Genomic DNA, 23,732 nt, shown 5'->3' on the forward strand with positions numbered 1-23,732 from the left:
TCAGGGCTGCGGGGCGAGGCTGCGCGGGCGCATGTCGGTCCAGTTCTGCTCCACGAAGTCCAGGCACGCCTGCTGGGTGTCCTCGGGATGGGCGATCGTCCAGCCCGCGGGCACGTCGATGGTGGCCGGCCACAGCGAGTGCTGGTTCTCGTCGTTCACCAGCACCAGGAAGGTCCGCTCGGTGTCGTCGAAGGGGTTGGTCATCGGATCTCCTCGTTTCTGTCCGCCCGGTCACGGGCGACGGCGGCGCGAAGGTGCGCCTCGAGAACGGGCCCGATCACGGCCAGCGCCGGCGACGTCAGGATCGTGCTGTGGCTGGCCGGAACCGGGTGGTAGGTGATGGCGCCGGTGACGTGCTGGTCCCACGCCGCGGGATCGAGCACGCGTTCGCGTTCCTCGGTCGCACCGAAGACCAGCATGTCGGCGGCGATCACCGGCGACGTGTGCCGCGTGGCGATGCTGATGTTGTGATGCAGGATGCGCATCAGGAGCTGGAACTCGTCCTCGGCGACGTTGCCGAGCACGGTGTTGGTGGTGCGGGCCAGCTCGGAGAACTCGGCGAAGCTGAGCTTCCCGCTCGCCAGGCCGGTGATGTCCACGCCGAGGACCTCCAGGATCCCGGTGTAGACCCGTGCCGTGGCCTCGCCGACCTTCCGCTGCTCCTGCTCGGTCAGCGGCCGGGAGGGCTCCGAGTCGAGGGCCACGACGAGGCCGACCGTCTCTCCGGCCTCCTGCAGCCGGGCGGCCATCGCGTGCGCCACCACGCCGCCGAACGACTGCCCCAGAAGATAGTACGGTCCGTTCTTCTGCACCCGGCGCATCTCCTCGATGCAGTCGTCGGCGACCTGGGTCAGGGTCTCCGGCAGTTCCTCGGGATGAGTCAGCGCCCGCGATTGCAGCCCATAGACCGGGAAGTCCGGGCTCAGGTGCAGCAGGAGATCCGAGTAGGACCAGCAGATCGCCGCCCCCGGGTGGATGCAGAACAGTGGCGGGAGTCCGCCCTCGGTACGCAGGGGCAGGAGCACCTCGAACGCCCGGTCCGGCGCGTCGCCACCGAGATGCCCGGCGAGCTGCGCGACGCTCGGCCCCGCGAAGAAGGTCCGGATCGGCACCTCCGTACCGAGTACCTCGGCGATCCGGGCGATGAGCCTGTTCGCCAGCAGCGAATGGCCCCCGAGATCGAAGAAATTGTCGTCGACCCCGATCTGGCCCCGGTCCAGCACCTCGGCGAACAGGCCGCAGAGGATCTCCTCCTGGGGCGTACGCGGGCCCCGGCCGGACGGCGCCGCCGGCTCGGGCACCGGAAGCGCCTCGCGATCGACCTTGCCGTTCGTGGTCAGCGGAATGTCCGTCACTCGCACCACCGCGCTGGGCACGAGATGCTCGGGAAGGATCCTGCGCAGGTCGTCGCGGATGTCGGCCAGGTCGGCGCCGGGCGCCACCGGGATGACGTAACCCACCAGTGCCGGATCGCCCCGGTGATCGGAACGGACGGTCACGACGGCCCGGGCGACGGCCGGATGGGCCGCCAGCGCCGCCTCCGCCTCGCCGGGCTCCACCCGCATCCCGCGGATCTTCACCTGGTCGTCGGTACGGCCGGCGAACTCCAGCTCCAGCCCGAAAGTCCAGTGGCCCCGGTCGCCGGTGCGGTACATGCGCGAGCCGGGAGGCCCGTACGGGTCGGCGACGAAGCGGCTCGCTGTCAGAGCGGGCCGATGCAGGTAGCCCCGGCCCACCTGCGGCCCGGCGACGTAGAGCTCGCCGTCGGCGCCCGGCGGCAGCAGGCTCAGCGCCTCGTCGAGCACGTAGACGCGCATCTCGGGGTGGGGCCGGCCCGCGGTCACCGGCCCGGCACCCAACGGCTCGGTGATCGTGCAGGCGATCGTGGTCTCCGTCTGCCCGTAGATGTTGGACATCCGGCGCCCCGGTGCCCAGCGGGCGGCCAGATCCGGTGTGCACACCTCTCCGCCGACGAGCAGACCACGCAGTTCGGGCAGCCGCCCGGGCGCGTCCGCCGGCATGCTCGCCAGCACCGACGGCAGAGTCACCAGATGGGTGATGCGCTCCCGCTCCAGGAGGCGGGCCAATGCTTCCCCAGCGATCAGGCCCGCCTCGGGCAGCACCAGCTCACCGCCCGAGGCGAACGCCGCGAGCAGCTCCATGACCGACGGATCGAAGCTCGGCGACGAGAGCTGCAGCACCCGTACGTCCGGCCCGGAGCACCAGCGCTCGCGCCACACCGCGACGGCACCGGCGAGGCCGGCATGGGTGATCACCGCGCCCTTGGGCCGGCCGGTCGAGCCCGAGGTGTAGATCACGTAGGCGGGGTGGTGCGGGCTCGGCGCGGCCGTGCGGTCGAGGTCCGCCGGATCGGAGTCCGGCAGCTCACGCCATCGCTGTACGGCGGCGGGGTCGTCGATGTCGACGACGGTCTGGTCCGCGCCGAGCCGGGCGCGGCCGGCGCCGTCGGTCACCACGAGCTTCGGCCGCGCGTCCGTGCACAGGTAGGAGACCCGCGCGTCGGGGTAGGACGGATCGATCGGCAGGTAGGCCGCGCCCGACTTGGCCACCGCCAGGATCGTGGCCACCTGCCGGGTGCTGCGAGGCAGCAGCACCCCGACGAAGTCCTCGGGGCCCACGCCGCGTTCGATCAGCGCCCGTGCCATCCGGTTCGCCTGGCTGTTCAGCTCCGCGTAGGTCAGGCTCGCCTGCCTGTCCGTCACGGCGACGGCATCCGGTGTCGCCGCCGCCGTCGCCTCGAAGAGCCCGGCCAGCGTTCCGGTCGTCGTCCCGCTACCCGGGTGCTGCTGTTCGATGGCCAATTCCAGCCCTCCGATGGGTTCGTCCGGCACAGCGGCGGCATCGCGCAGCAACTGGCCGAACTGGTCGAGGAAGTGGTCGATGGTGGCGTCGTCGTAGAGGTCGGTGGCGTACTCCGCGGCCAGCACCAGCCCGCCGGGAACGCCCGTGTCGTCGAAGCTCTCGAGCACGTTGAGGGTCAGGTCCACCCGCGCCACCCCGGTGTCGACGCCGTCGTTCTGCGGGCGGGCGCGGAGCCCGGCCAGCTCGAAGTCCGCGTCCGGGGTGTTCTGCAGCACCAGCTGAACCTGGAAGAAGGGGTGGTACGACGGCCGGCGGTCCGGGTTGAGCTTCTCGACCAGATGATCGAAGGGGACGTCCTGATGGGCGAAGGCCGCCAGGCTCTCCGCACGCACCCGGCCCAGCAGTTCGAGGAAGGTGGGCGCGCCGGAGGTGTCGATCCGCAGGACCAGGGTGTTGACGAAGAAGCCCACCAGGTCCTCGATCGCGGCGTCGGCCCGCCCGGCGACGGGTGCGCCGACCGGGATGTCGGACCCCGCGCCACTGCGCGCCAGCTGAGCGCCGAACGCGGCCTGCAAAACCATGTAGAGGGTCACTCCGGAGCTGCGTGCCAGCGCCCGCAGCTCCCGGTGAAGGTCCGCGCCGAGCTCACGCAGCAGGGTCCGGCCCTGCCCGCTGGGCTGCTCCGGCCGCGGCCGGTCCGCCGGCAGCGTCACCTCCCGCGCCATCCCGGCAAGCCGGTCCCGCCAGTATCCGACCTGCCGGTTGAGCAGGCTGTCCGGGTCGGTGCCGGAACCGAGCAGCCGGCGCTGCCACAGGGTGAAGTCGGCGTACTGGACCGTCAAGGGCGGCAGCACGGGCGGCCGGCCGTCGCAGCGGGCGGCATAGGCGGCGGCCAGATCCCGGCTGAGCGGACGCAACGACCAGCCGTCGGCGACGATGTGGTGGACGACCAGCAGCAGCACCGCCTCGTCGGTGGCCACCCGGAACAGCCAAGCTCGCAACGGAAGGTCCCGGGCGAGGTCGAAGGTGCCGCGCGCGGCCTCGCTCAGGGCCGGCGCCAGCTCGTGCCCGGACACCTCGCGTACCGGCAGGTCCACCCCGTCCGGGTCGAGGATCCGCTGCTGGGGTACTCCGCGTACCTCGGTGAAGACCGTGCGCAGCGCTTCGTGCCGGCTCACCACGTCGCCCAGGGCGGCCCGCAACGCGCCGATGTCGAGCGGCCCGGTGAGCCGTACCGCCAGCGGGGAGTTGTAGGTCGCCGAACCGCCGTGCAGCTTGTGCAGGAACCACAGCCGCTGCTGAGCGAACGACAGCGGCAGGACGTCCGGCCGCGGCATCGACTCCACCGGCGGGCGGACGGGCCCCGAGGAGGCCGCCAGGACCGCACCGAGCCCGGTGGGCGAGGGTGCTGCGAAGACCTGGTGCAACGGCACCTCGATGCCCAGGGTCGCCCGGATGCGGCTGGTGAGACGGGTGGCCAGCAGGGAATGCCCGCCCAGGTCGAAGAAGCTGTCGTCGACGCCCACCCGGGGCAGGCCCAGCAGGTCGGCGTAGAGCTCGCAGAGGATCTCTTCGTACGGGCTGCGCGCCTCGCGGCCCTCGGCCGTGACGACCTCGGGAGCCGGCAGCGCCTGCCGGTCGACCTTCCCGCTCGCGGTCAGTGGGATCCGTTCGATCGGGGTGATCGTCGCCGGCACCATGTGGTCGGGCAGCATCGACTTGACCGTGGCGCGCAGCGCGGAGACGACCTCCCCGGCGGTCCGGGCTACGGCGGGCACGTTCGCCACACGCTCCGGGCGGCCGGGCCGGTACACGCCGGTCAGCGGCTCGTGCTCGTCCGAGTCTGCCAGCAGCACCAGGTCGTAGCAGTCCGGCCAGGACGACGACCAGGTGAACGCCGCACGCAGGCCCTTCTCGGCCGCGAACCGGCGCAGCATGCCGGGATCCAGCGCGGGCCCTGCCACGGTGGTGCCGGGTTCGCCGATCGCCCGCAGCGCCTCGGCGCCGGCTGCGAGCCGGGTGTTCGGAATGCCGGTGATGCGAGCGCATGCCGGGGCCTCGGCCGGGTCGGTGAGGTCGTGCCCCCATCTCAGCACCGGCAGGTCGTCGACCGCGCGCGCCGGGGCGGTATGCAGCACGACCTCGTAGCGGTACCCGGTCAGCTCGTTCGTGGCCAGACCCTCCTTGAGGAGGATCTCCACACCGGAGAGCCGCGGGTGGCTCAGGCCGGTGAAGAACTCGGGGGCGAGCAACAACTCCTTCTCCACCGCCACCGCGTGGTCCACCGGCGCCGCGCCCGGCGAGGTGTGACGGGCGTAGTGGGCCTCGGCGTGCAGCATGCGCAGCAGGCCGTGGTGGCGCACGTCGCCGACGATCAGGCGGCCACCGTCGGCCAGCAGCCCGAGCGCCTGGCCGAGCACGTCCCGCAGATAGTCGGCGCCGGGGAAGTACTGCACCACCGAGTTGATCACAACGGTGTCGAAGTGGCCGGAGGGCAGCCCGGACGTGTCGTGCGCGGGCTGACAGCGCAGATGCACATGCTCCCACTCCCGGTCCCGGGCGTGCTCGCGCAGCCGGTGGATCGCCGCCTCGGAGAAGTCCGTCGCCCAGTACTCCTCGACGGCGCCGGCCAGCGGCGCCAGGAGCAGCCCGGAGCCCGCACCGATCTCGAGCACCCGGCGGGGCGCGAAGCGCGCCACCTGGGCGACGGCGGACCGCTGCCACTCGCGCATCTGCTCGAGCGGGATGGGCGCGCCGGTGAGCGAGCTGTTCCAGCCGGAGAAGTCGTCGCCCGGGCCGCCGACCGGGCGGCTGTAGACCTGGTGGTAGATGTCCTGCCACTCGGCCAACTGGTCGGCGAAACCGCTCGCCGGGTCGGCGCCGGCCAGGACCACGTAGGCGGCGAGGGAGCTACCTCCCGCGCTGTCCCACCGGGGCACCACGACGGCCCGCTCGACGGAGGGCTGCGTGGTAAGGACGCGCTCGATCTCGCCGGGCTCGACGCGGAAGCCGCGTACCTTGACCTGGTCGTCGGAGCGGCCGAGATAGAGTAACTCGCCTGCCGGGGTCCAGCGGACTACGTCGCCGGTGCGGTACATCAGCGTCCCGGCCGGCCCGAACGGGTCGGCCACGAAGCGCGCGGCGGTCAGACCCGCCCGGTGCAGGTAGCCGCGGGCCAGGCCCTCGCCGGCGAGATACAGCTCCCCCGGTACGCCCGGCGCGGCCGGCTGCAGCGCGTCGTCCAGAACGTACACCCGGGTGCCGGGCACCGGGCGGCCGATCGGCACCGGCACGTCGTCGAGCGGGCCACTCTGGGTGGCGACGACGGTGGACTCCGTCGGCCCGTACGCGTTGGTCATGAGCCGGCCCGGTGACCAGGCACGCAGCAGCTCCGGCGGGCACGCTTCGGCGCCGACGACGAGGGTGCGCAAGCCGGTCAGGGTCCGCGGTGCCTCGGCGGAGAGCGTGGCCAGCACGGACGGCGGGATCAGCGCGTGGGTGATCCCGTCGCCCGCCAGCACGTGCGCCAGTTCGTCACCGGCGAGCCGGTGCGGTGACGGGATCACGAGGGCGGCACCGGCGTCCACGGACCACACCAGCTCCAGGATCGCGGCGTCGAAGCTGGGCGACGAGAGCTGCAGGACGCGGCTGCCCGGGGCGGCGGGGCTGCGCCGGCGCAGGGTGGCGGCGAGCCCGGCGATGCCACGATGGGTCACGACCACGCCCTTCGGCGTACCCGTCGAACCGGATGTGTAGATGACGTAGGCGGGATCGTCGAGGCGCACCCGGACGCCGGGATCGTCCGGGCTCTCACCGGTCAGGTCGCCCTCTCGCACGACCAGCGCCGGCCGCGCGTCGCGGAGCAGGAAATCGATCCTGGCCTGAGGATAGGCCGGGTCCACCGGGAGGAAGACCGCGCCGGCCTTGGCGACGCCGAGGGCCGTCGCGACCTGCGCGGCGCTCCGCGGAAATAGCACGGCCACCACATCGCCGGCGCCTACGCCCCGGCCGATCAGCTCCTGGGCCACCGCGTTCGCTCGCGCGTCCAGTTCCGCGTACGTCCAGGTCAGCTCGCCGTCGACGACCGCCGGCGCCGCCGGGCTGTCCGCCAGTCGCCGCGCCAGCAGACCGGGAAGCGTCACCGGCTCCGGGGCCGGCCCGCCGTGACCCCATTCGCGCAGCAGCTCACGTTCGTCGTCCGCGAGCAGGTCCATCCCGCTCAGACGCTGCTGCGGATCGGCCACCGCGGCACGCAGCAGGCGCACCCACCGTTCGGTGAAGCCCTCCACGGTGGACCCGTCGTAGAGCCCGGTGGAGTATTCGACGACGCAGGTCATCCCGCCGGGCGCACCGTCCGGGGCCGAGGTCTCGGTGATGCTCAGCGACAGGTCGAACCGCGACGTGCCGGTGCCCAGGCCCTGCTGGCGCACGCGCAGACCGGGCAGGTCGAAGCCGGCCTCGGCGTTGTTCTGCAACACCATGGCGACCTGGAACAGCGACTGGTGCGAGGCCGAGCGCTGCGGGTTGATCCGCTCCACCAGCTGCTCGAACGGGATGTCCTGGTGCGAGTAGGCGGCCAGGCTGTCGGCTCGCACCCGCCGCAGCAGCTCACTGAAGGCCGGATCGTCCGAGGTGTCGGCGCGCAGCACGACCATGTTGACGAAGAAGCCGACCAGGTCGTCGAGCTGATCGTCGGTGCGGCCCGCCACACCGGCGCCGACGACCACGTCGGTACCGGCGCCGGATCGGGTGAGCAGGGCCGCCAGCGCGGCCTGCAGGACCATGAACAGCGTCGAACCCGTCGCCCCGGCCAGCGCCAGCAGCCGACCGTGCAGGTCGGCGTCGACGGGGAAGCTCGTCACGTCGCCCTGGTATTCGGCCACCCGGGGACGGGGGCGGTCGGTGGGCAGCGTCACCTCCTCCGGGACTCCGGCCAGGCGCTGCCGCCAGTAAGCGAGTTGCCGGCTGAAGGCGCTGTCCGGGTCGTCGGCATCACCCAGCAGGTCCCGGTGCCAGAGCGTGTAGTCGGCATACTGGACGGGCAACGGGGACCAGGTCGGGGCGCTGCCGGCGCTGCGGGCCGTATAGGCCCGGGCGAGGTCCTGGGCCAGCGGGCGCAGCGACCAGCCGTCGGCGGCGATGTGGTGCAGCACCAGCATCAGCACCCACTCCCCGGGACCGTCGGTGAACACCGACGCCCGTACCGGGATCTCCCGGGCAAGATCGAACTCGTGGCGGGCGGCGTCACGCAGAGCCGCGGCCAGGCCGGCACCGGCCGCCTGCCGGAACGGCAGGTCGACGCTCACCTCGGCAGGCTCCAGGACATGCTGGTACGCCTGCCCGTCCCGCTCGGCGAAGACCGTCCGCAGCGCCTCGTGCCGGCCGATCACGTCGATCAGCGCCGCGTGCAGAGCCACCTCGTCGAGATCGCCCGACAGCCGCAGGGTCAGCGGCATGTTGTAGGTCGGGGACGGGCCCTCCAGCTTGTGCAGGAACCACAACCGCTGCTGTGCGAACGACAGCGGGAGCAGGGCGGAGCGGGGCCACGGACGCAGCACGGCGCGGGCCTGCTCGCCGTTGTCGCGGATGGCCCGGTGCAGGGCCGCGGGCGTCGGCGCCTCGAAGAGGGTGAGCAGGCGCACCTCCACGCCGAGCGCGGCACGCACCCGGCTGATCAACCGGGTGCCGAGCAGCGAGTGGCCGCCGAGGGCGAAGAAGTCGTCGTCGACCCCGACGTGCTCCAGGCCCAGCACCTCGGTGAAGAGGCTGCAGAGGATCTCCTCCTGCGGAGTGCGCGGGTCGCGGCCCCTGGTCGTCGCGAACTCGGGCGCGGGCAGCGCGGCGCGGTCCACCTTGCCGTTCGGGGTGAGCGGGATCTCGGGCAGGGCGACGATCACGGCGGGGATCAGGTGCTCGGGCAGCAGGGCGCGCAGATCGTCGCGCACGACCGCCATGTCGGTTCCGGCGCGGGACGCGACCGCGTAGCCGACGAGGGTCTCGGCGCCCTGCCGATCGGCGCGCACGACCACGACCGCCCGGGCGACGTCCGGATGACCCGCCAGGGCTGCCGCGCTCTCCCCCGGTTCCACCCGGATACCGCGGATCTGCACCTGGTCGTCGCTGCGCCCGACGTAGTCCAGTTCCCCGTCGGCGTTCCAGCGGACCACGTCGCCCGTGCGGTACATCCGGGCCCCGGGCGGGCCGTACGGGTCGGCGACGAACCGCCCAGCGGTCAGCCCCGGGTGGCCGAGATAGCCGCGCGCGACGCCGGCGCCACCGATGTAGAGTTCGCCGCGCGATCCGGGCGGTGCCGGACGCAGCGACTCGTCCAGCACGTACGTGGTGATCCCGGCCAGCGGCGTGCCGATCGGCACCCGCCGGCCCGAGAGCGGGCGGCTGATCGTCGTGGCGACGGTGGTCTCGGTCGGGCCGTACAGGTTGGTCATCCGGCGACCGGGCGACCACTGCTGCACCAGCTCAGGCCAGCAGGCCTCACCGCCCACCACCAGGCTGCGCAGCTCGGTCAGCGTGGTCGCCGCCGTGGCTGGCAGGGTCGCCAGCACCGACGGCGGGATGAAGGCGTGGGTCACCCGTCCGTCCGCCAGCACCCGCTCCAGTTCCTCCCCGGCGAGGCGGGTCTCCCGCGCCACGACCAGGCAGGCGCCCGAGCCGAACGCCATCATCAGCTCCAGGACGGAGGCGTCGAAGCTGGGTGAGGCGAGCAGCAGGACGCGACTGTCGCCGTCGACGGCGGTCCTCTCCCCGGCGCCGGCGGCGAGACCGGCCAGCCCTCGGTGGGTGACCACGACGCCCTTCGGCGTCCCCGTCGACCCGGACGTGTAGATCACGTACGCGGGGTCGTCGGCCCGGACCCGGACGCCGGGGCTCGCGGCCCGTTCACCCACGATGCCCGCGTCCCGGATCACCAGCGCCGGGTCGGCGTCGCGCAGCACGTGGTCCACCCGGGCGGCCGGGTATGCCGGGTCCACCGGAAGGTATGCCGCCCCGGCCTTGCCGGTCCCGAGGAGCACGGCGATCTGGGCGGCGCCGCGTGGCAGCACGACAGCGACCACGTCCGTGGCACGCACGCCACGCTCGATCAGCGACCGGGCCACCCCGTTCGCATAGGCGTCGAGCTCGGCGTACGACCAGCGGGTGTCGCCGTCCACCACGGCGACCGCCTCGGGGGTCGCCGTGGCCTGCCGCTCGAAGATCTCGGTCATCGTCGCGGGCGGGGCCGGTGTGCCAGCACCCGCCGCCCACCCGAGCAACAGCTCACGCTCGCCGTCCAGAAGCAGGTCGACCGCACTCACGGCCTGGTGCGCATCGTGTGTGACAGCGTGGAGCAGGCGCAACCACCGGGCCACGAAGGTGCCGACGGTCGCGGCGTCGTAGAGCTCGGTGGCGTACTCGACGGCGCCGGTCACGCCGCCGTCGCGGTGTTCGGCGAGGCTGAGGAACAGATCGACGCGGGAAAGCCCGGTGCTGACACCCTCCATGCGAGCGTGCACCCCGGGCAGGCTGAAGCTGCCGCCCGTGTCGGTCTGCAGTGCCAGCAGCACCTGGAACAGCGGGGCGTGCGCGGTGCTGCGATGCGGGTTCAGCTTCTCGACCAGCAGTTCGAACGGCACGTCCTGGTGCGCGTAGGCCGCCAGGTTCGTGTCGCGGACCCGGTCCAGCAGCTCCGCGAAGCTCGGATCGCCGGAGAGGTCGGTCCGCAGCACCAGGGTGTTGACGAAGAAGCCGACGAGATCGTCGAGCGCGTCGTCGGTGCGGCTCGCGATCGGCGTGCCGATCGGCACGTCGGCTCCGGCGCCCAGCCGCCACAGCACCGTCGCGAGCGCCGCCTGGAGCACCATGAACAACGTCGTTCCGGTGGAGCGCGCCAGCGCGTGCAGCGCCGCGTGCAGACCGGCCTCGATGGAGAACATGTGCACGTCGCCGGCGTAACCGGCCGACGGGGGGCGGGGCCGGTCCCCGGGCAGGCTGGCCTGCTCGGGCAGCCCGGCCAGCTGTTCACGCCAGTACACCAGCTGCCGGCCGAGGACGCTGCGCGGGGCGGACTCGTCGCCGAGCAGCTCGCGCTGCCAGAGGGTGTAGTCGGCGTACTGGACCGGCAGCGACGGCCACGCCGGCGCCCGCCCGGCGAGCCGGTCGGTGTAGGAGGCCGCCAGGTCCCGGGTGAACGGGCCGATGGACCAGCCGTCGGCGGCGATGTGATGCAGCACCAGCACGAGCGCCCACTCGTCCGGACCCACCTCGAACAGCCAGGCGCGCACCGGGATCTCGGCCGCCAGGTCGAACTCGTGGCGCGCCGCTTCCCGCATCGCCTGCGGCAGCCGTTCGCCGGCGCCCGCCACCACCGTCAGAACCGGCGCCACCCCGTCGAGCACCCGTTGGAACGGGCGCCCCTCCCGCTCACCGAACACGGTTCGCAGCGCCTCGTGCCGATCCACCACATCGCCCAGGGCCGCCCGCAACGCCTCCACGTCGAGCGACCCGGTGAGCCGCAACGCCAAGGGTGAGTTGTACGTCGCCGACGGGCCCTCCAACCGGTGCAGCAGCCACAACCGCTGCTGGGCGAAGGACAACGGCACCACCGCGGGCCGCGGCATCGGCTGCAGCGCGGCCTGTACGTCCCCGGTGGTCTGCTTGAGCACCACGGCGAGCTCCGCCGGGGTGGGCGCCTCGAACAACGCCCGAGGCGGCAGCTCGCAGCGGAACGCCTTGCGAATCCGGAGGATCAGCCGGGTCGCGAGCAACGAATGACCGCCCAGGTCGAAGAAGCTGTCGTCGACCCCGACGTGTTCCCGGTCCAGGACCTGGGCGAAGAGCTGGCAGAGCAGCTCCTCCTGCGGGGTGCGCGGCACGCGCCCCGCGGCGGCATGCTGCTCCGGGTCCGGCAGCGCACGGTGGTCGAGTTTGCCGTGCGCGGTCCGGGGAAGGTCGTCCACCAGCGTGACGACGGCCGGCACCAGATGCTCCGGCAGGCGGCGGCGGAGGTCGTTGCGCAGCTCGTCGCCGCCAGCCGCCTGCCCGGGGGCGGCCACGGCATAGGCCAGCAACCGCAGATCGCCGTCCCTGCCGGGGCGCGCGACGACCGCTGCCCGGGCGACGGCGGGGTGCTGGAGCAGGACGGACGCGACCTCACCCGGTTCGACCCGGAAGCCACGGATCTTGACCTGGTCGTCGGACCGGCCCAGGTACTCCAGCTCGCCGTCGGCGTTCCACCGGGCGAGGTCACCGGTGCGATACATCCGGGAGCCGGCGGGACCGTACGGGTCGGCGACGAACCGGCTCGCGGTCAGGCCCGGCCGGCCCGCGTACTCCCGGGCCAGGCCCTGCCCCGCGATGTGCAGCTCGCCCGGCACACCCGGGGCGACCGGGTGCAGGCTCGCGTCGAGCACGTACAGCCGGGTGCCCGGCACCGGGTGCCCGATCGGCGTGTGTCCCGGCCGCAGATCCACGCTCATGGAGGCGCAGACCGTGGACTCGGTGGGTCCGTACGCGTTGATCATGCGACGGCCCGGAGCCCACTGTGCGCTCAGCTCGGCCGGGCACGCCTCCCCCGCCACGACCAGCACGGCGAGGTCGGGCAACCGCGTCGCGGCGCCCGCGGGCAGGGTCGCCAGGACGGCCGGCGGCAACGTCACGTGGGTGATGCGCTGCTCCCGCAGCACCGTCTCGAGGTCGGCGCCGGCAAGCTGCCCGGGACCGGGCAGCACCAGGGTGGCGCCGGCGCGGAAGGCCATCAGCAGTTCCCACACGACCGCGTCGAAGCCGAGCGCGGCGAACTGCAGCACCCGCGATGCGCCGGTCACGGCGAGTCGCTGGTGCGCCGCCGCCACGCCGGCCAGGCCGCGATGGGTGACGACGACGCCCTTCGGCGTACCCGCCGACCCGGAGGTGTAGATGACGTAGGCGGGATCGTCGTGCCGCACCTCGACCGCCGGGGCGTCCGGGCGTCGCCGGCCGGTCTCCGTGTCCCGCAGCACGACCACCGGCCGGGCGTCGCGCAGCAGGAAGTCGATCCGTTCCTGCGGGTAGGCCGGGTCCACCGGCAAGAACGCGGCCCCGGCGCGGGCGACACCGAGCAGGGCGGCGATCTGGGACGCGCCGCGGGGCAGCAGCACGGCCACCACGTCACCCGGGCGGACGCCACGCTCGACGAGTGACCAGGCCACCCCGTTCGCCCGCTCGGCGAGCTCGGCGTACGACCACCTGGTGCTGCCGTCGACGACGGCGTCCTCGGCGCCGGAACGGATCAGGTCCGGGGTGGTCAGCGGCGTTCCGGGCGACTGCGCCCGGCCCCAGTCCAGCACGCGTAGGCGCTCGTCGCCGGCGAGCAGGTCGACCTCGCTCAGGCGCCGGCCCGGCGCGGTCACCACCGCCTGCAGCAGCCGGGCCCAGCGGGCGGTGAACGCCTCGACGGTGGCCCGGTCGTACAGGTCGGTGGAGTACTCGACCACGCCGGTCAGCCCGGCGGGGCTGCCGTCCGCCGCGGCGGTCTCGAGGAAGTTGATGGACAGGTCGACGCGGGACACTCCGGTGTCGAGGGCGGCGCCGGTCACGGTGAGACCGGGTAGCTCGATCGTCCGGCCGTCGCTGTTCTGCAGTCCGAACAGGATCTGCACGAGGGGGTGATGAGCTGCGGAACGCTGCGGGTTGAGCCGTTCGACGAGGTGTTCGAAGGGCATGTGCTGGTGGGAGTAGGCCGCCAGACAGGTACGGCGGACTTGGGCCAACAGGTCACCCAGCGTCGGGTCGGCCGCCGTGTCGGTACGCAGCACCAGCATGTTGACGAAGAGCCCGACCAGGTTCTCGAGGCGGTCGTCGTCGCGCCCGGCGATGGGCGAGCCGACCGCGATGTCGGTTCCGGCGCCGAGCCGGGTGAGCAGACCGGCCAGGGTCGCCTGCAGGATCATGAACAGGGTGGTGCCGGTGGTCCGCCCGAGGGCCACGAGGGCGGCATGCCGCTCGGCGTCGAGGTCGAAGGTGACGGTCTCACCGCCGTAGCCGGCGACGGCGGGCCGCGGCCGGTCGGGAGGCAGCGTCACCTGGTCGGGCAGTCCGGCCAGCGCGTCGAGCCAGTAGGCGGACTCACGGCTGAACAGGCTGGCGGGATCGTCGCCCGCGCCGAGGTTCTCCCGCTGCCACAGGGTGTAATCGGCGTACTGGACCGGCAGCGGCGACCACGTCGGCGCTCGCCCGGCGATGCGGCCGGCGTAGGCGGTGGCCAGATCGGCGAGGAGCACCTGCAGGGACCAGCCGTCGGCGGCGATGTGATGCAGCACCAGCACCAGCACCCACTCGCCCGCCCCGGCCCCGAGCAACCACCCGCGCAGGGGGATCTCGCCCGCCAGGTCGAACTCGTGCCGGGCCGCTTCGCGCATCAGCGCCGGCAACCGGTCCCCGGCGTCCCGCACCACCGTCAGAGCCGGCTCGGCCCCGTCCAGGACCCGCTGGTACGGATTTCCCTGCCGCTCACCGAAGACCGTGCGCAACGCCTCGTGCCGACCCGCCACGTCGGCCAGGGCGGCTCGCAACGCCTCGACGTCCAACTCGCCCGACAACCGCAACGCCAGCGGAGAGTTGTACGTCGCCGACGGGCCCTCCAACCGGTGCAGGAACCACAATCGCTGCTGCGCGAACGACAGCGGCACCACCTCGGGCCGCGGCATCGGGCGCAGCGGGACCGGGGGCGTGTCGTCGACGGCGAGCTGCTCGGCCAGCCGGCGGGGCGTGGGCGCGTTGAAGAACGTGCGCATCGCGACATCGGCGTTCAGAACGGTCCGCACGCGGGCCAGCAGCCGGGTGGCGAGCAGCGAATGGCCACCGAGGTCGAAGAAGTTGTCGTCCGCGCCCACCCGGGGAACCCTCAGGACGTCGGCGAAGAGGGAACCGACGATCTCCTCGTACGGGGTGTCCGCCGCCCGGTGCACGGAAGGCCGCAGATCCGGGGCGGGCAGCGCGTCACGGTCGAGCTTGCCGTTGGCGGTGACCGGGAAGCGGTCGAGGACGACGACCGCGGCGGGGACCATGTGGTCGGGCAGCAGCCGGCGCAGCTCCTGACGCAACCCGGCGCCGTCGGCCTCGTCCTGGGCCGTGACGTAGGCGTGCAGCGACTGGAAGCCGTACGGATCCCGGTGGGCGATCACGACGGCCTGGGTCACGCCGGTCCGGTCCAGCAGGGCCGCCTCGATCTCGCCGGGCTCCACCCGGAAGCCCCGGATCTTCACCTGATGATCGGTACGGCCGAAGTACTCGAGCTCGCCGGCGGAGTTCCAGCGCACCACGTCGCCCGTGCGGTACATCCGCGCCCCCGCGAGCCCGAACGGGTCGGCGACGAAGCGTGACGCCGTCAGCCCGGCGCGGCCGAGATAGCCCCGCGCGACGCCGGCTCCGCCGATGTACAGCTCACCCCGCGCGCCGGGCGGTACCAGCCGCAGAGCCTGGTCCAGCACGTACACGGTGGTGCCCGCCAGCGGCGCCCCGATCGGCACGGCGCGCCCCGACAGCGGGCGGCTGATTGTCGCCGCCACGGTCGTCTCCGTCGGCCCGTACAGATTCGTCATCCGCCGGCCGGAGGACCACCGTTCCACCAGCTCCGGGGAGCAGGCCTCACCGCCGACCACGAGACTGCGCAGCCGTGGCAACCCGGCCGCCGCCTCGGCCGGCAGCGTCGCCAGCACCGACGGCGGGAGGAACGCGTGGGTCACCTCGGTCTCCGCCAGCAGCCGCGCCAGTTCCCGGCCGGCCAGCCGGCCGGGCGCGGGCAGCACCAGGGTGGCTCCCGCGTGCAGGGCGACGAGCAGCTCGTAGACCGAGACGTCGAAGCTGAGCGAGGTCAGCTGCAGGACCCGGCTGTCCCGGTCGACGTCGGCACGCGCGCCACCGTCGGCCGCCAGCGCCACCAGCCCCCGATGGGTGACGACGACGCCTTTCGGCGCGCCGGTCGAGCCCGACGTGTAGATCACGTACGCCGGGTCGTCGACCCGGGCCCGGGTCTCCGGGTCGCCGGCGGGCAAGTCCTGCCGGCGGCGCCACTCGTCGGGATCGTCGACGACGAGCAGTCCGGCGTGGTTCGTCACGGCGGCGTGGGCCCGATCGGTGAGGAGCAGCTTCGGACGGGCGTCGGTGAGCAGATAGGTCACGCGTTCCGCGGGATACTCCGGGTCGATCGGCAGGAACGCGGCGCCGGCCTTCCCGACGGCCAGCATCGCTGCCACCTGTACGGGGCTGCGGGTCATCAGCACACCGACGACGTCCCCGGCCCCGATCCCCCGGCCGGTCAGGTTCCGCGCCAGGCGGTTCGCGTCGGCGTTCAGTTGCGCGTACGTCCAGCCGAGCTCACCCTGGACGACCGCGGTCGACGCCGGGGAGGCGGCGGCCGAGGCCTCGACGAGTGCCGGCCACACCCGGGGCTCGGGCGCCGGCACGTCGCCACCTCCCGCCCGGCCCACCAGCTCGGCGGTCTCGCGGCCGGTGAGCAGGTCGAGGCCGCTGATCCGCCGATCCGGATCCGCGACCGCCGCACGCATCAGCTGGACGAGCCGGGTCGTGAACGACGCGACGGTGGCCGGGTCGTACAGGTCCGTGGCGTACTCGACGGCGCCGCGGATGCCGGTGGGGGCGCCGGAGTCGTCGACCGTCTCGGTGATGTTGAGGGTGAGGTCGACGCGGGAGACGCCGGTGACGATCTCGTCGGCGCGAGCGCGCAGGCCGGGCAGGGCGAAGGTGCCGGCGGGGTTGTTCTGTACGGCCAGCATCACCTGGAACAGCGGTGCGTGCGCCGTGCTGCGCTGCGGGTTGAGCTTCTCGACCAGGAACTCGAACGGTACGTCCTGGTGCGCGTACGCCGCCAGGCTCGTGTCACGCACCTGCTCCAGCAGCGTCCCGAAGCTCGGGTCACCTGACACGTCGGTGCGCAGCACCAGGGTGTTCACGAAGAAGCCGACGAGGTCGTCGAGCGCGTCATCGGTGCGGCCGGCCACCGGCGTACCGATCGGCACGTCGCCGCCGGCGCCCAGCCGCCACAGCACCGCCGCGAGCGCCGCCTGCAGCACCATGAACAACGTCGCACCCCGCGAACGCGCCAGCCGGAGCAGGTCGGCGTGCAGGGCGTTGTCGACGGTGAACAGGCACACGTCACCGGCGTAGCCGGCCTCCGCCGGGCGCGGCCGGTCCGGCGGGAGCGTCACCTCCTCCGGCAGTTCGGCCAGTTGCTCACGCCAGTACGCCATCTGGCGGGCGAGCAGGCTCTGCGGATCTGCCTCGTCACCCAGCAGACGCCGCTGCCACAGCGTGTAGTCGGCGTACTGCACCGGCAACGGGGACCAGACCGGCGCCCGACCGGCACACCGGTCGGCGTAGGCGGCCGCCACGTCGCGCGCCAGAGGGCCCATCGACCAGCCGTCCGCCGCGATGTGGTGCAGCACCAGCACCAGGTCCCATTCGCCGGGGCGGGCGGTGAACAGCGAGACCCGGACCGAGATCTCTCGTGCCAGGTCGAATTCGTGGCGTGCCGCCTCGCGCAGCATTGCCGGCAGCTCGTCCGGGTGGGCTCGACGCACTGCGACGTCGATCTCGGGCACAGTCAGGATCCGCTGGTACGGGATGCCGTCGCGCTCGGCGAAGACCGTCCGCAGCGCCTCGTGGCGAGCCACCACATCGCTCAGGCCGGCTCGCAGCGCCGACACGTCGAGCTCACCGGAGAGGTGCAGCACCAGCGGCGAGTTGTAGGTCGCCGAAGGGCCCTCCAGGGTGTGCAGGAACCACAGGCGTTGCTGCGCGAACGACAACGGAACGGGATCGGGACGCCGGGCGGGGCGCAGAGCGGTGCGTTCGCGGCGCGCCGCGCTCTGCAGCAGCGCCGCGAGCCGGGCCGGGGTAGGCGCATCGAAGACCTGCTGCAGCAGCACCTCGACGCCCAGAACGGTACGGATGCGGCTGGTCAACCGGGTGGCCAGCAGCGAGTGTCCACCGAGATCGAAGAAGCTGTCGTCGACACCCGCGCGGGACAGGCCGAGGATGTCGGCGAACAGGTCACAGAGGATCTGTTCGTACGGGGTCGCGGGCCGGCGCCCGCCGGAGACCATGACCTCCGGGTCGGGCAGCGCCCGGCGGTCCACCTTGCCGTTCGGCGTGACCGGGATCCGCTCGACGGCGGTGATCGTCGCCGGTACCAGATAGTGCGGCAGCAGATCCTTGAGCGTGCCGCGCAGCTCGGAGACCAGCTCGCCCGCGGCCCGGGTCACCGCGGGGATGTTGGCCGGCACGGCGGAGTCGTCCGGGCGGTGGAGGCCGGCGAGCGGTTCGTCGGCGGGCACGTCCGGGAGCAGCACGACGTCGTACAGGTTCCAGCGATGCGACGACCAGGTCGGCACGGCCCGCCAGCCCCGCGCCGACGCCCAGTCGAGCACCGCGTCGGGCTCCGGTCCGGCTTTCACCGTCTCCGGCACCGCGTCGGGGCCGTCGAGTGCCCGCATCGCCCGCACGCTCGCTGCCAGCCGCGGATTCGGGATCTGTGCCACGCGCACCGGGCCGGTCACCTCGTCCAGGCCGGTGATGTCGCGGCCCCAGACCAGCACCGGTAGCCCGGCCACCGAGCGCGGCGGGGCAGTGTGGAGGACGACCTCGTAGCGGTATCCGGTCAGCTCGTTGACGGCCCTTCCCCTCTTCAGGGACAGCTCCACGCCGGTGAGCGACGGGTGGCCGAGCGAGGTGAAGAACTCCGGAGCCAGCAGCAGCTCCTTCTCGACCGCGACAGCGTGTTCGACCGCGGCGCGCAGGTCGGGGGCCTCGCGAACGCTGTGCACGGCCGCCTGGAGAGGCCGGAGCAGACCGTAGTGCCGCACATCGCCGACGATCAGCCTGCCACCGGCCGCCAGCAGGTCCAGCAGGCTCGTCAGGACGTCGCGCAGGTAGGCGGCGCTCGGGAAGTATTGGGCCACCGAGTTGACGACGATGGTGTCGAAGTAGTGCCGGGGCAGGCCGGAGACGTCGTGCGCGGGACGGCAGGACAGCCGCACGTGCTCCCAGCCGCGGGTCGCGGCATGTGCCTGGAGCCGTTCGATCGAGGCCGGCGACAGATCGGTGCCCCAGTACTCCCGCACGTCCGCGGCCAGGGGCGCCAGCAGCAGACCGGAGCCCACGCCGATCTCCAGCACCCGGCCCGGCGTGAAGCGGGCGATCTGCCCCACGGCGGAGCTCTGCCACTCCCGCATCTGTTCGACGGGGATCGGCCCGCCGGTGAACGAGCTGTTCCAGCCGACGAAGTCGTCTCCGGGTACACCGGAGAAGCCGCTGTACACCTGCTCGTAGATGTCGTGCCACTCGGCCAGCTGGTCGTCGAAGCCCGCGGGCGCGGCTCCCGCGGCGAACACGACGTAGGCGGCGAGAGACATCGCACCGGAGCGGTCCCGGCGCGGCGTGACCACCGCCTGCTCCACCGTGGGATGCGTGGACAGGACCCGTTCCACCTCGGCCGGCTCCACGCGGAAACCGCGGATCTTCACCTGCTCGTCCGAGCGGCCGAGATACTCCAGCTCGCCCACGGGATTCCAGCGGACGACGTCCCCGGTCCGGTACATGCGTGCGCCGGGCGGGCCGTACGGATCCGCCACGAATCGCGACGACGTCAGGCCGGCCTGGTGCAGATAGCCACGGGCCAGTCCCTCGCCGGCGATGTACAACTCGCCCGGGACTCCCGGCGGTGTCTCCCGCAACGCTTCGTCGAGCACGTACAGCCGCGAGTTCAGCACCGGTGTGCCGATCGGCGCCCGCGCGCCGGTGAGGGGCCGGGTGTGCGACGCGGCGACGGTGCTCTCGGTCGGCCCGTACGCGTTCACCATCTCCCTGCCGGGCAGCCACAGCCGCACCAGCTCGGGCGGGCACGCCTCGGCGCCGACGCTCAGCATCCGGAAGGCAGGCAGCTCGCGCGCCGTCTGCGGGGGCAGCGTGCCGAGCGCGGACGGCGGGATGTGAGCGTGAGTGATGCCGTGTCCGGCGAGGGCATCAGCGAGTTCCTCGCCCGCCAGCCGGTACTGGGCGGCGATGACCAGGCGTGCGCCGGAGCTCAATGCCCACAGTATCTCCAGCACCGACGCGTCCACGCTGGGGGACGAGAGTTGCAGGACCCGGCTGTCCGGGCCGGTCGCGCACCGCTGCCGCAGGGTGGCGGCGAAGCTGGCCAGACCACGGTGGGTGACCACCACGCCCTTGGGCTTCCCGGTCGAGCCGGAGGTGTAGATGACGTAGGCGGGATGGTCGACGTGCGCCGGGCGTACCCGGTCGGTGTCCGAGAGGTCGTCGTCGCGGCCCGCCTCCGCGGCCTCGTCCACCAGCAGGAGCTCGCAGGGCAGGTCGGCGGGGAGACGTTCGGCACCCGCACGGGTGCTGAGCAGGAGCCGCGGCGCGGAGTCCTGCAGCACGTGCCGGTTGCGGCGGGCGGGAAAGACCAGATCGATCGGCACGTACGCGGCCCCGGCCTTGAGCACGCCCAGGATGGCGGCGAGCTGGACGGCGGACCGGGGCGCTGCGACGGCGACCAGGTCCTCCGGGCCGATGCCGCGGCCGGCGAGGATGCCCGCGATGTGGTTGGCGTGGCGATTCAGGTCGCGATAGGTCCACTCGGCGCCGGGAGCGCTGACAGCGATCGCGTCCGGCGTCTCCGCGACCTGGCGCTCGACGATCTCGGCGAAGGTGCGCGGCGGCAGCTCATGCTCCGCGCGGCGCCACCGTCGCAGCGATGCCCGGTCCGCTTCGGTCGTGATGTCGAGGTCGTCGAGGCGCTGATCCTCGTCCGCGATCACCTGCCGGAGCAGGGCGGTCCAGCGGGCGACGACGGCCTCGGCCGTGTCCCGGTCGTAGAGGTCGGTGGCGTACTCGGCGACACCTGTGATGCCGGCCGGCGACCCACCGGAAGCGGTCTGCTCGGTGACGCTCAGGGACAGGTCGAAACGCGCGGTACCGGTCGGCACTACCTCGGCACGCACCTGCAGGCCCGACAGCGCGAAGGGTGCCGAGGCGTTGTTCTGCAGTACCAGCGCGACCTGGAAGAGCGGCTGGCGGCCGGCGGTGCGCGGCGGGTTGAGCCGCTCGACCACGTGCTCGAACGGGACGTCCTGGTGGCCGTATGCGGTGAGGCTGCTGTCGCGCACCTGGCGCAGCAGGTCGGCGAAGCGGGGTCGTCCGCTGGTGTCGGTGCGCAGCACCAGCATGTTGACGAAGAGGCCGACCAGGTCGTCGAGGGCCGGCTCCGAGCGGCCGGCGACCCCGGCTCCGATGGCGATGTCGGTGCCGGCGCCGAGGCGGTTGAGCAGTGCTGCCAGGCTCGCCTGCAGCACCATGTAGACGGTAGCGCCGTGCCGGCGAGCGAGCACCGCCATTCCGGCATGCAGTTCGGCATCGAAGGTGATCGGCACGACGGACCCGGCGTAGGTCGGCATCGCTGGACGGGACCGGTCGCCGGGAATCGTGACCTCGTCGGGCAGATCGGCGAGCCGCCCCGCCCAATAGCCCAGCTGAGTGCCGGCCTCGCTGTCCGGGTCGTCGTCGTTGCCCAGCAGCTCGCGTTGCCACAGGGCGTAGTCGGCGTACTGGACGGGCAGGGGTGTCCACTCCGGCGTCCTGCCCAGGCGCCGTGCCGAGTAGGCGGTGACGAGATCACGGGCCAGGGGCGCCCCGGACCAGCCGTCACCGGCGATGTGGTGGATGACGAGCATGAGGACGGCATCCTGCGGGCCGGTGGTGAGCAGGTGGGCCCGTACCGGGATCTCATGGGCCAGGTCGAACTCGTGCCGGGCCAGGCGACGCAGCTCCTCGTCGAGGGCGGCTGCGTCCGTCCGGCGTACGGGCAGGTCCGCGTGTACGTCGTCCGGGTCGAGGATCCGCTGGTACGGCTGGCCGTCGGCCGCGGGGAACAGGGTACGCAACGGCTCGTGCCGGCGGATCACGTCGGCCAGAGCAGCGGCGAGCGCGGCGTGATCGATCGAGCCGGTCATCCGCAGCGCGAGCGGCATGTTGTAGGTGGCGGAGCCGCCCTCGAGCCGGTGCAGGAACCAGAGCCGCTGCTGGGCGGAGGAGAGCGGGATCCGCTCCGGGCGCGGGTGCGGGACCAGGGCCGGGCGGGCCCGTCCGGCGGCCGCGCGCTGCAACCGCTGGGCGAGCCGTGCCGGGGTGGCCGCCTCGAAGAAGTCCCGCAGGGCGAGGTCGAGGCCGAGCACGGTACGGATCCGCCCGATCAGCCGGCCGGCCAGCAGGGAGTGCCCGCCGACGTCGAAGAAGTCGTCGTCGAAACCGATGCCGGGAAGGTCGAGCAGTTCGGCGAAGAGACCGCGCAGCATGTCCTCGAGCGAGTTGCGTGCGGTACGCGTCAGCTCGGCCGGGGCGACCTCGGGGTCCGGCAGGGCAGCGCGGTCGATCTTGCCGTTCGGGGTGAGCGGCAGCTGGTCGAGCAGGACGATCAGGGCCGGGACGAGGTAGGAGGGCAGCAGGGCGCGCAACTGCTCGCGGAGTGCGGCGACGGTGAGCCGGGGCTCGGGGGCCGGCACGACGTAGGCCGCGAGTTGCCGATCGCCTCGGGTGTCCTGGTGGACGGTGACGGCCGCTGCCACGATGCCGGGCCGGCGCCGCAGTACCGCCTCGAGTTCGCCGGGCTCCACCCGCGCGCCACGAATCTTGACCTGGTCGTCGGCGCGGCGCAGGAATTCCAGTTGGCCGTCGGCACGTTGCCGCCCGATGTCTCCGGTGCGGTACATGCGGGACCCCGGTGGCCCGTACGGGTCGGCGAGGAACCGGGTCGAGGTCAGGCCCGGACGGTGCAGATAGCCCCGGGCCACGTTGGCGCCCGCGACATAGAGCTCGCCGGGCTCGCCGCGCTCCACCGGGGCCAGCCGGTCGTCGAGGATGTGGACGCGTACGCCGTCCAGGGGCACACCGATGGGTGCCTCGTCCCCGGTGAGCGGCGCCGTCAGAGTGGCGGCGACGGTGGTCTCGGTAGCGCCGTACCCGTTGATCAGCCGCCGCCCCACCGACCACCGTCGGATCAGCTCGGGCGGGCAGGTCTCGCCACCGATGTGCACGGTGGTGAGGTCGGACAGCTCGGACTCGGCGCCGCCGGGCAGCGACGCCAGCACCGGGACCGGCAGGGTGACGTGCGTGATGCGGTGCTCGCGCAGCAGACGCAGGAGGTCGTCACCGGCGGGGCGCTCCGCACGGGCGACGACCAGCGTGCCGCCGGTGGACACGGCGGTCAGCAGTTCCCACACGGCGACGTCGAACCCGGGCGAGGCCAGTTGCAGGACCCGGTGGCCGGTGCCGGACGCATGGTCACGAACCACGGTGTGAGCCAGATTGACCGTGCTGGCGTGGGAGACCGCGACACCCTTCGGCATACCGGTGGAGCCGGAGGTGTAGATGACGTACGCCAGGTCCTGGGGGGTCAGCGGTGAGACGCGGTCCTCGTCGCGCGGGTTCGCGTCCGGCTGTGCGGCCCGGACGGCGACGATCCCGCCGGGCGCGATGATCGTCCGGACACCGTCGATCGCCGGTACGGTCCGCGCGTCCTCGGCCAGCACCAGGGCCGGCCGCGCATCGGCGACGAGGTGACCGATGCGCTCGGCGGGCAGGTCCGGGTCGAGCGGGAGATAGGCCGCACCGGCCTTCAGGATGCCGAGCAGTACGGCCACCTGCTCGATACCACGCGGCAGGGCGGCGCCCACGAGCTGCTCCGGACCGGCGCCCTCGCTGATCAGCCACCGGGCCACCCGGTTGGCCTCGGCGTTGAGCTGCCCGTACGACCAGGTCCGGATGCCGTCCGAGACGGCCGGCGACTCGGAACGTCCGGCGGCAACGGCCTCGAACAGCGCGACGATCGTGCTCATATACTCGGTTCCCCCGTCGGATGG

The 23,732-nt window shown here is 72.9% G+C and carries 2 protein-coding genes; both read right to left on the bottom strand.

Features of this window, described 5'->3' with window-relative positions:
• Positions 1-204 (bottom strand): MbtH family protein, encoded by a 204-nt coding sequence (locus tag AB0M08_RS27710; RefSeq protein WP_364499105.1) that lies wholly within the window; start codon positions 202-204, stop codon positions 1-3.
• A complete protein-coding gene (locus AB0M08_RS27715; RefSeq protein ID WP_364499108.1) occupies positions 201-23,708 on the bottom strand; it encodes a non-ribosomal peptide synthase/polyketide synthase in 23,508 nt (7,835 codons plus the stop codon). The genes AB0M08_RS27710 and AB0M08_RS27715 overlap by 4 nt, the downstream gene beginning before the upstream one ends.
• Positions 23,709-23,732: the final 24 nt, after the last annotated feature.

The sequence above is a fragment of the Actinoplanes sp. NPDC051851 genome (assembly GCF_040681165.1).
Taxonomy (GTDB): Bacteria; Actinomycetota; Actinomycetes; order Mycobacteriales; family Micromonosporaceae; genus Actinoplanes.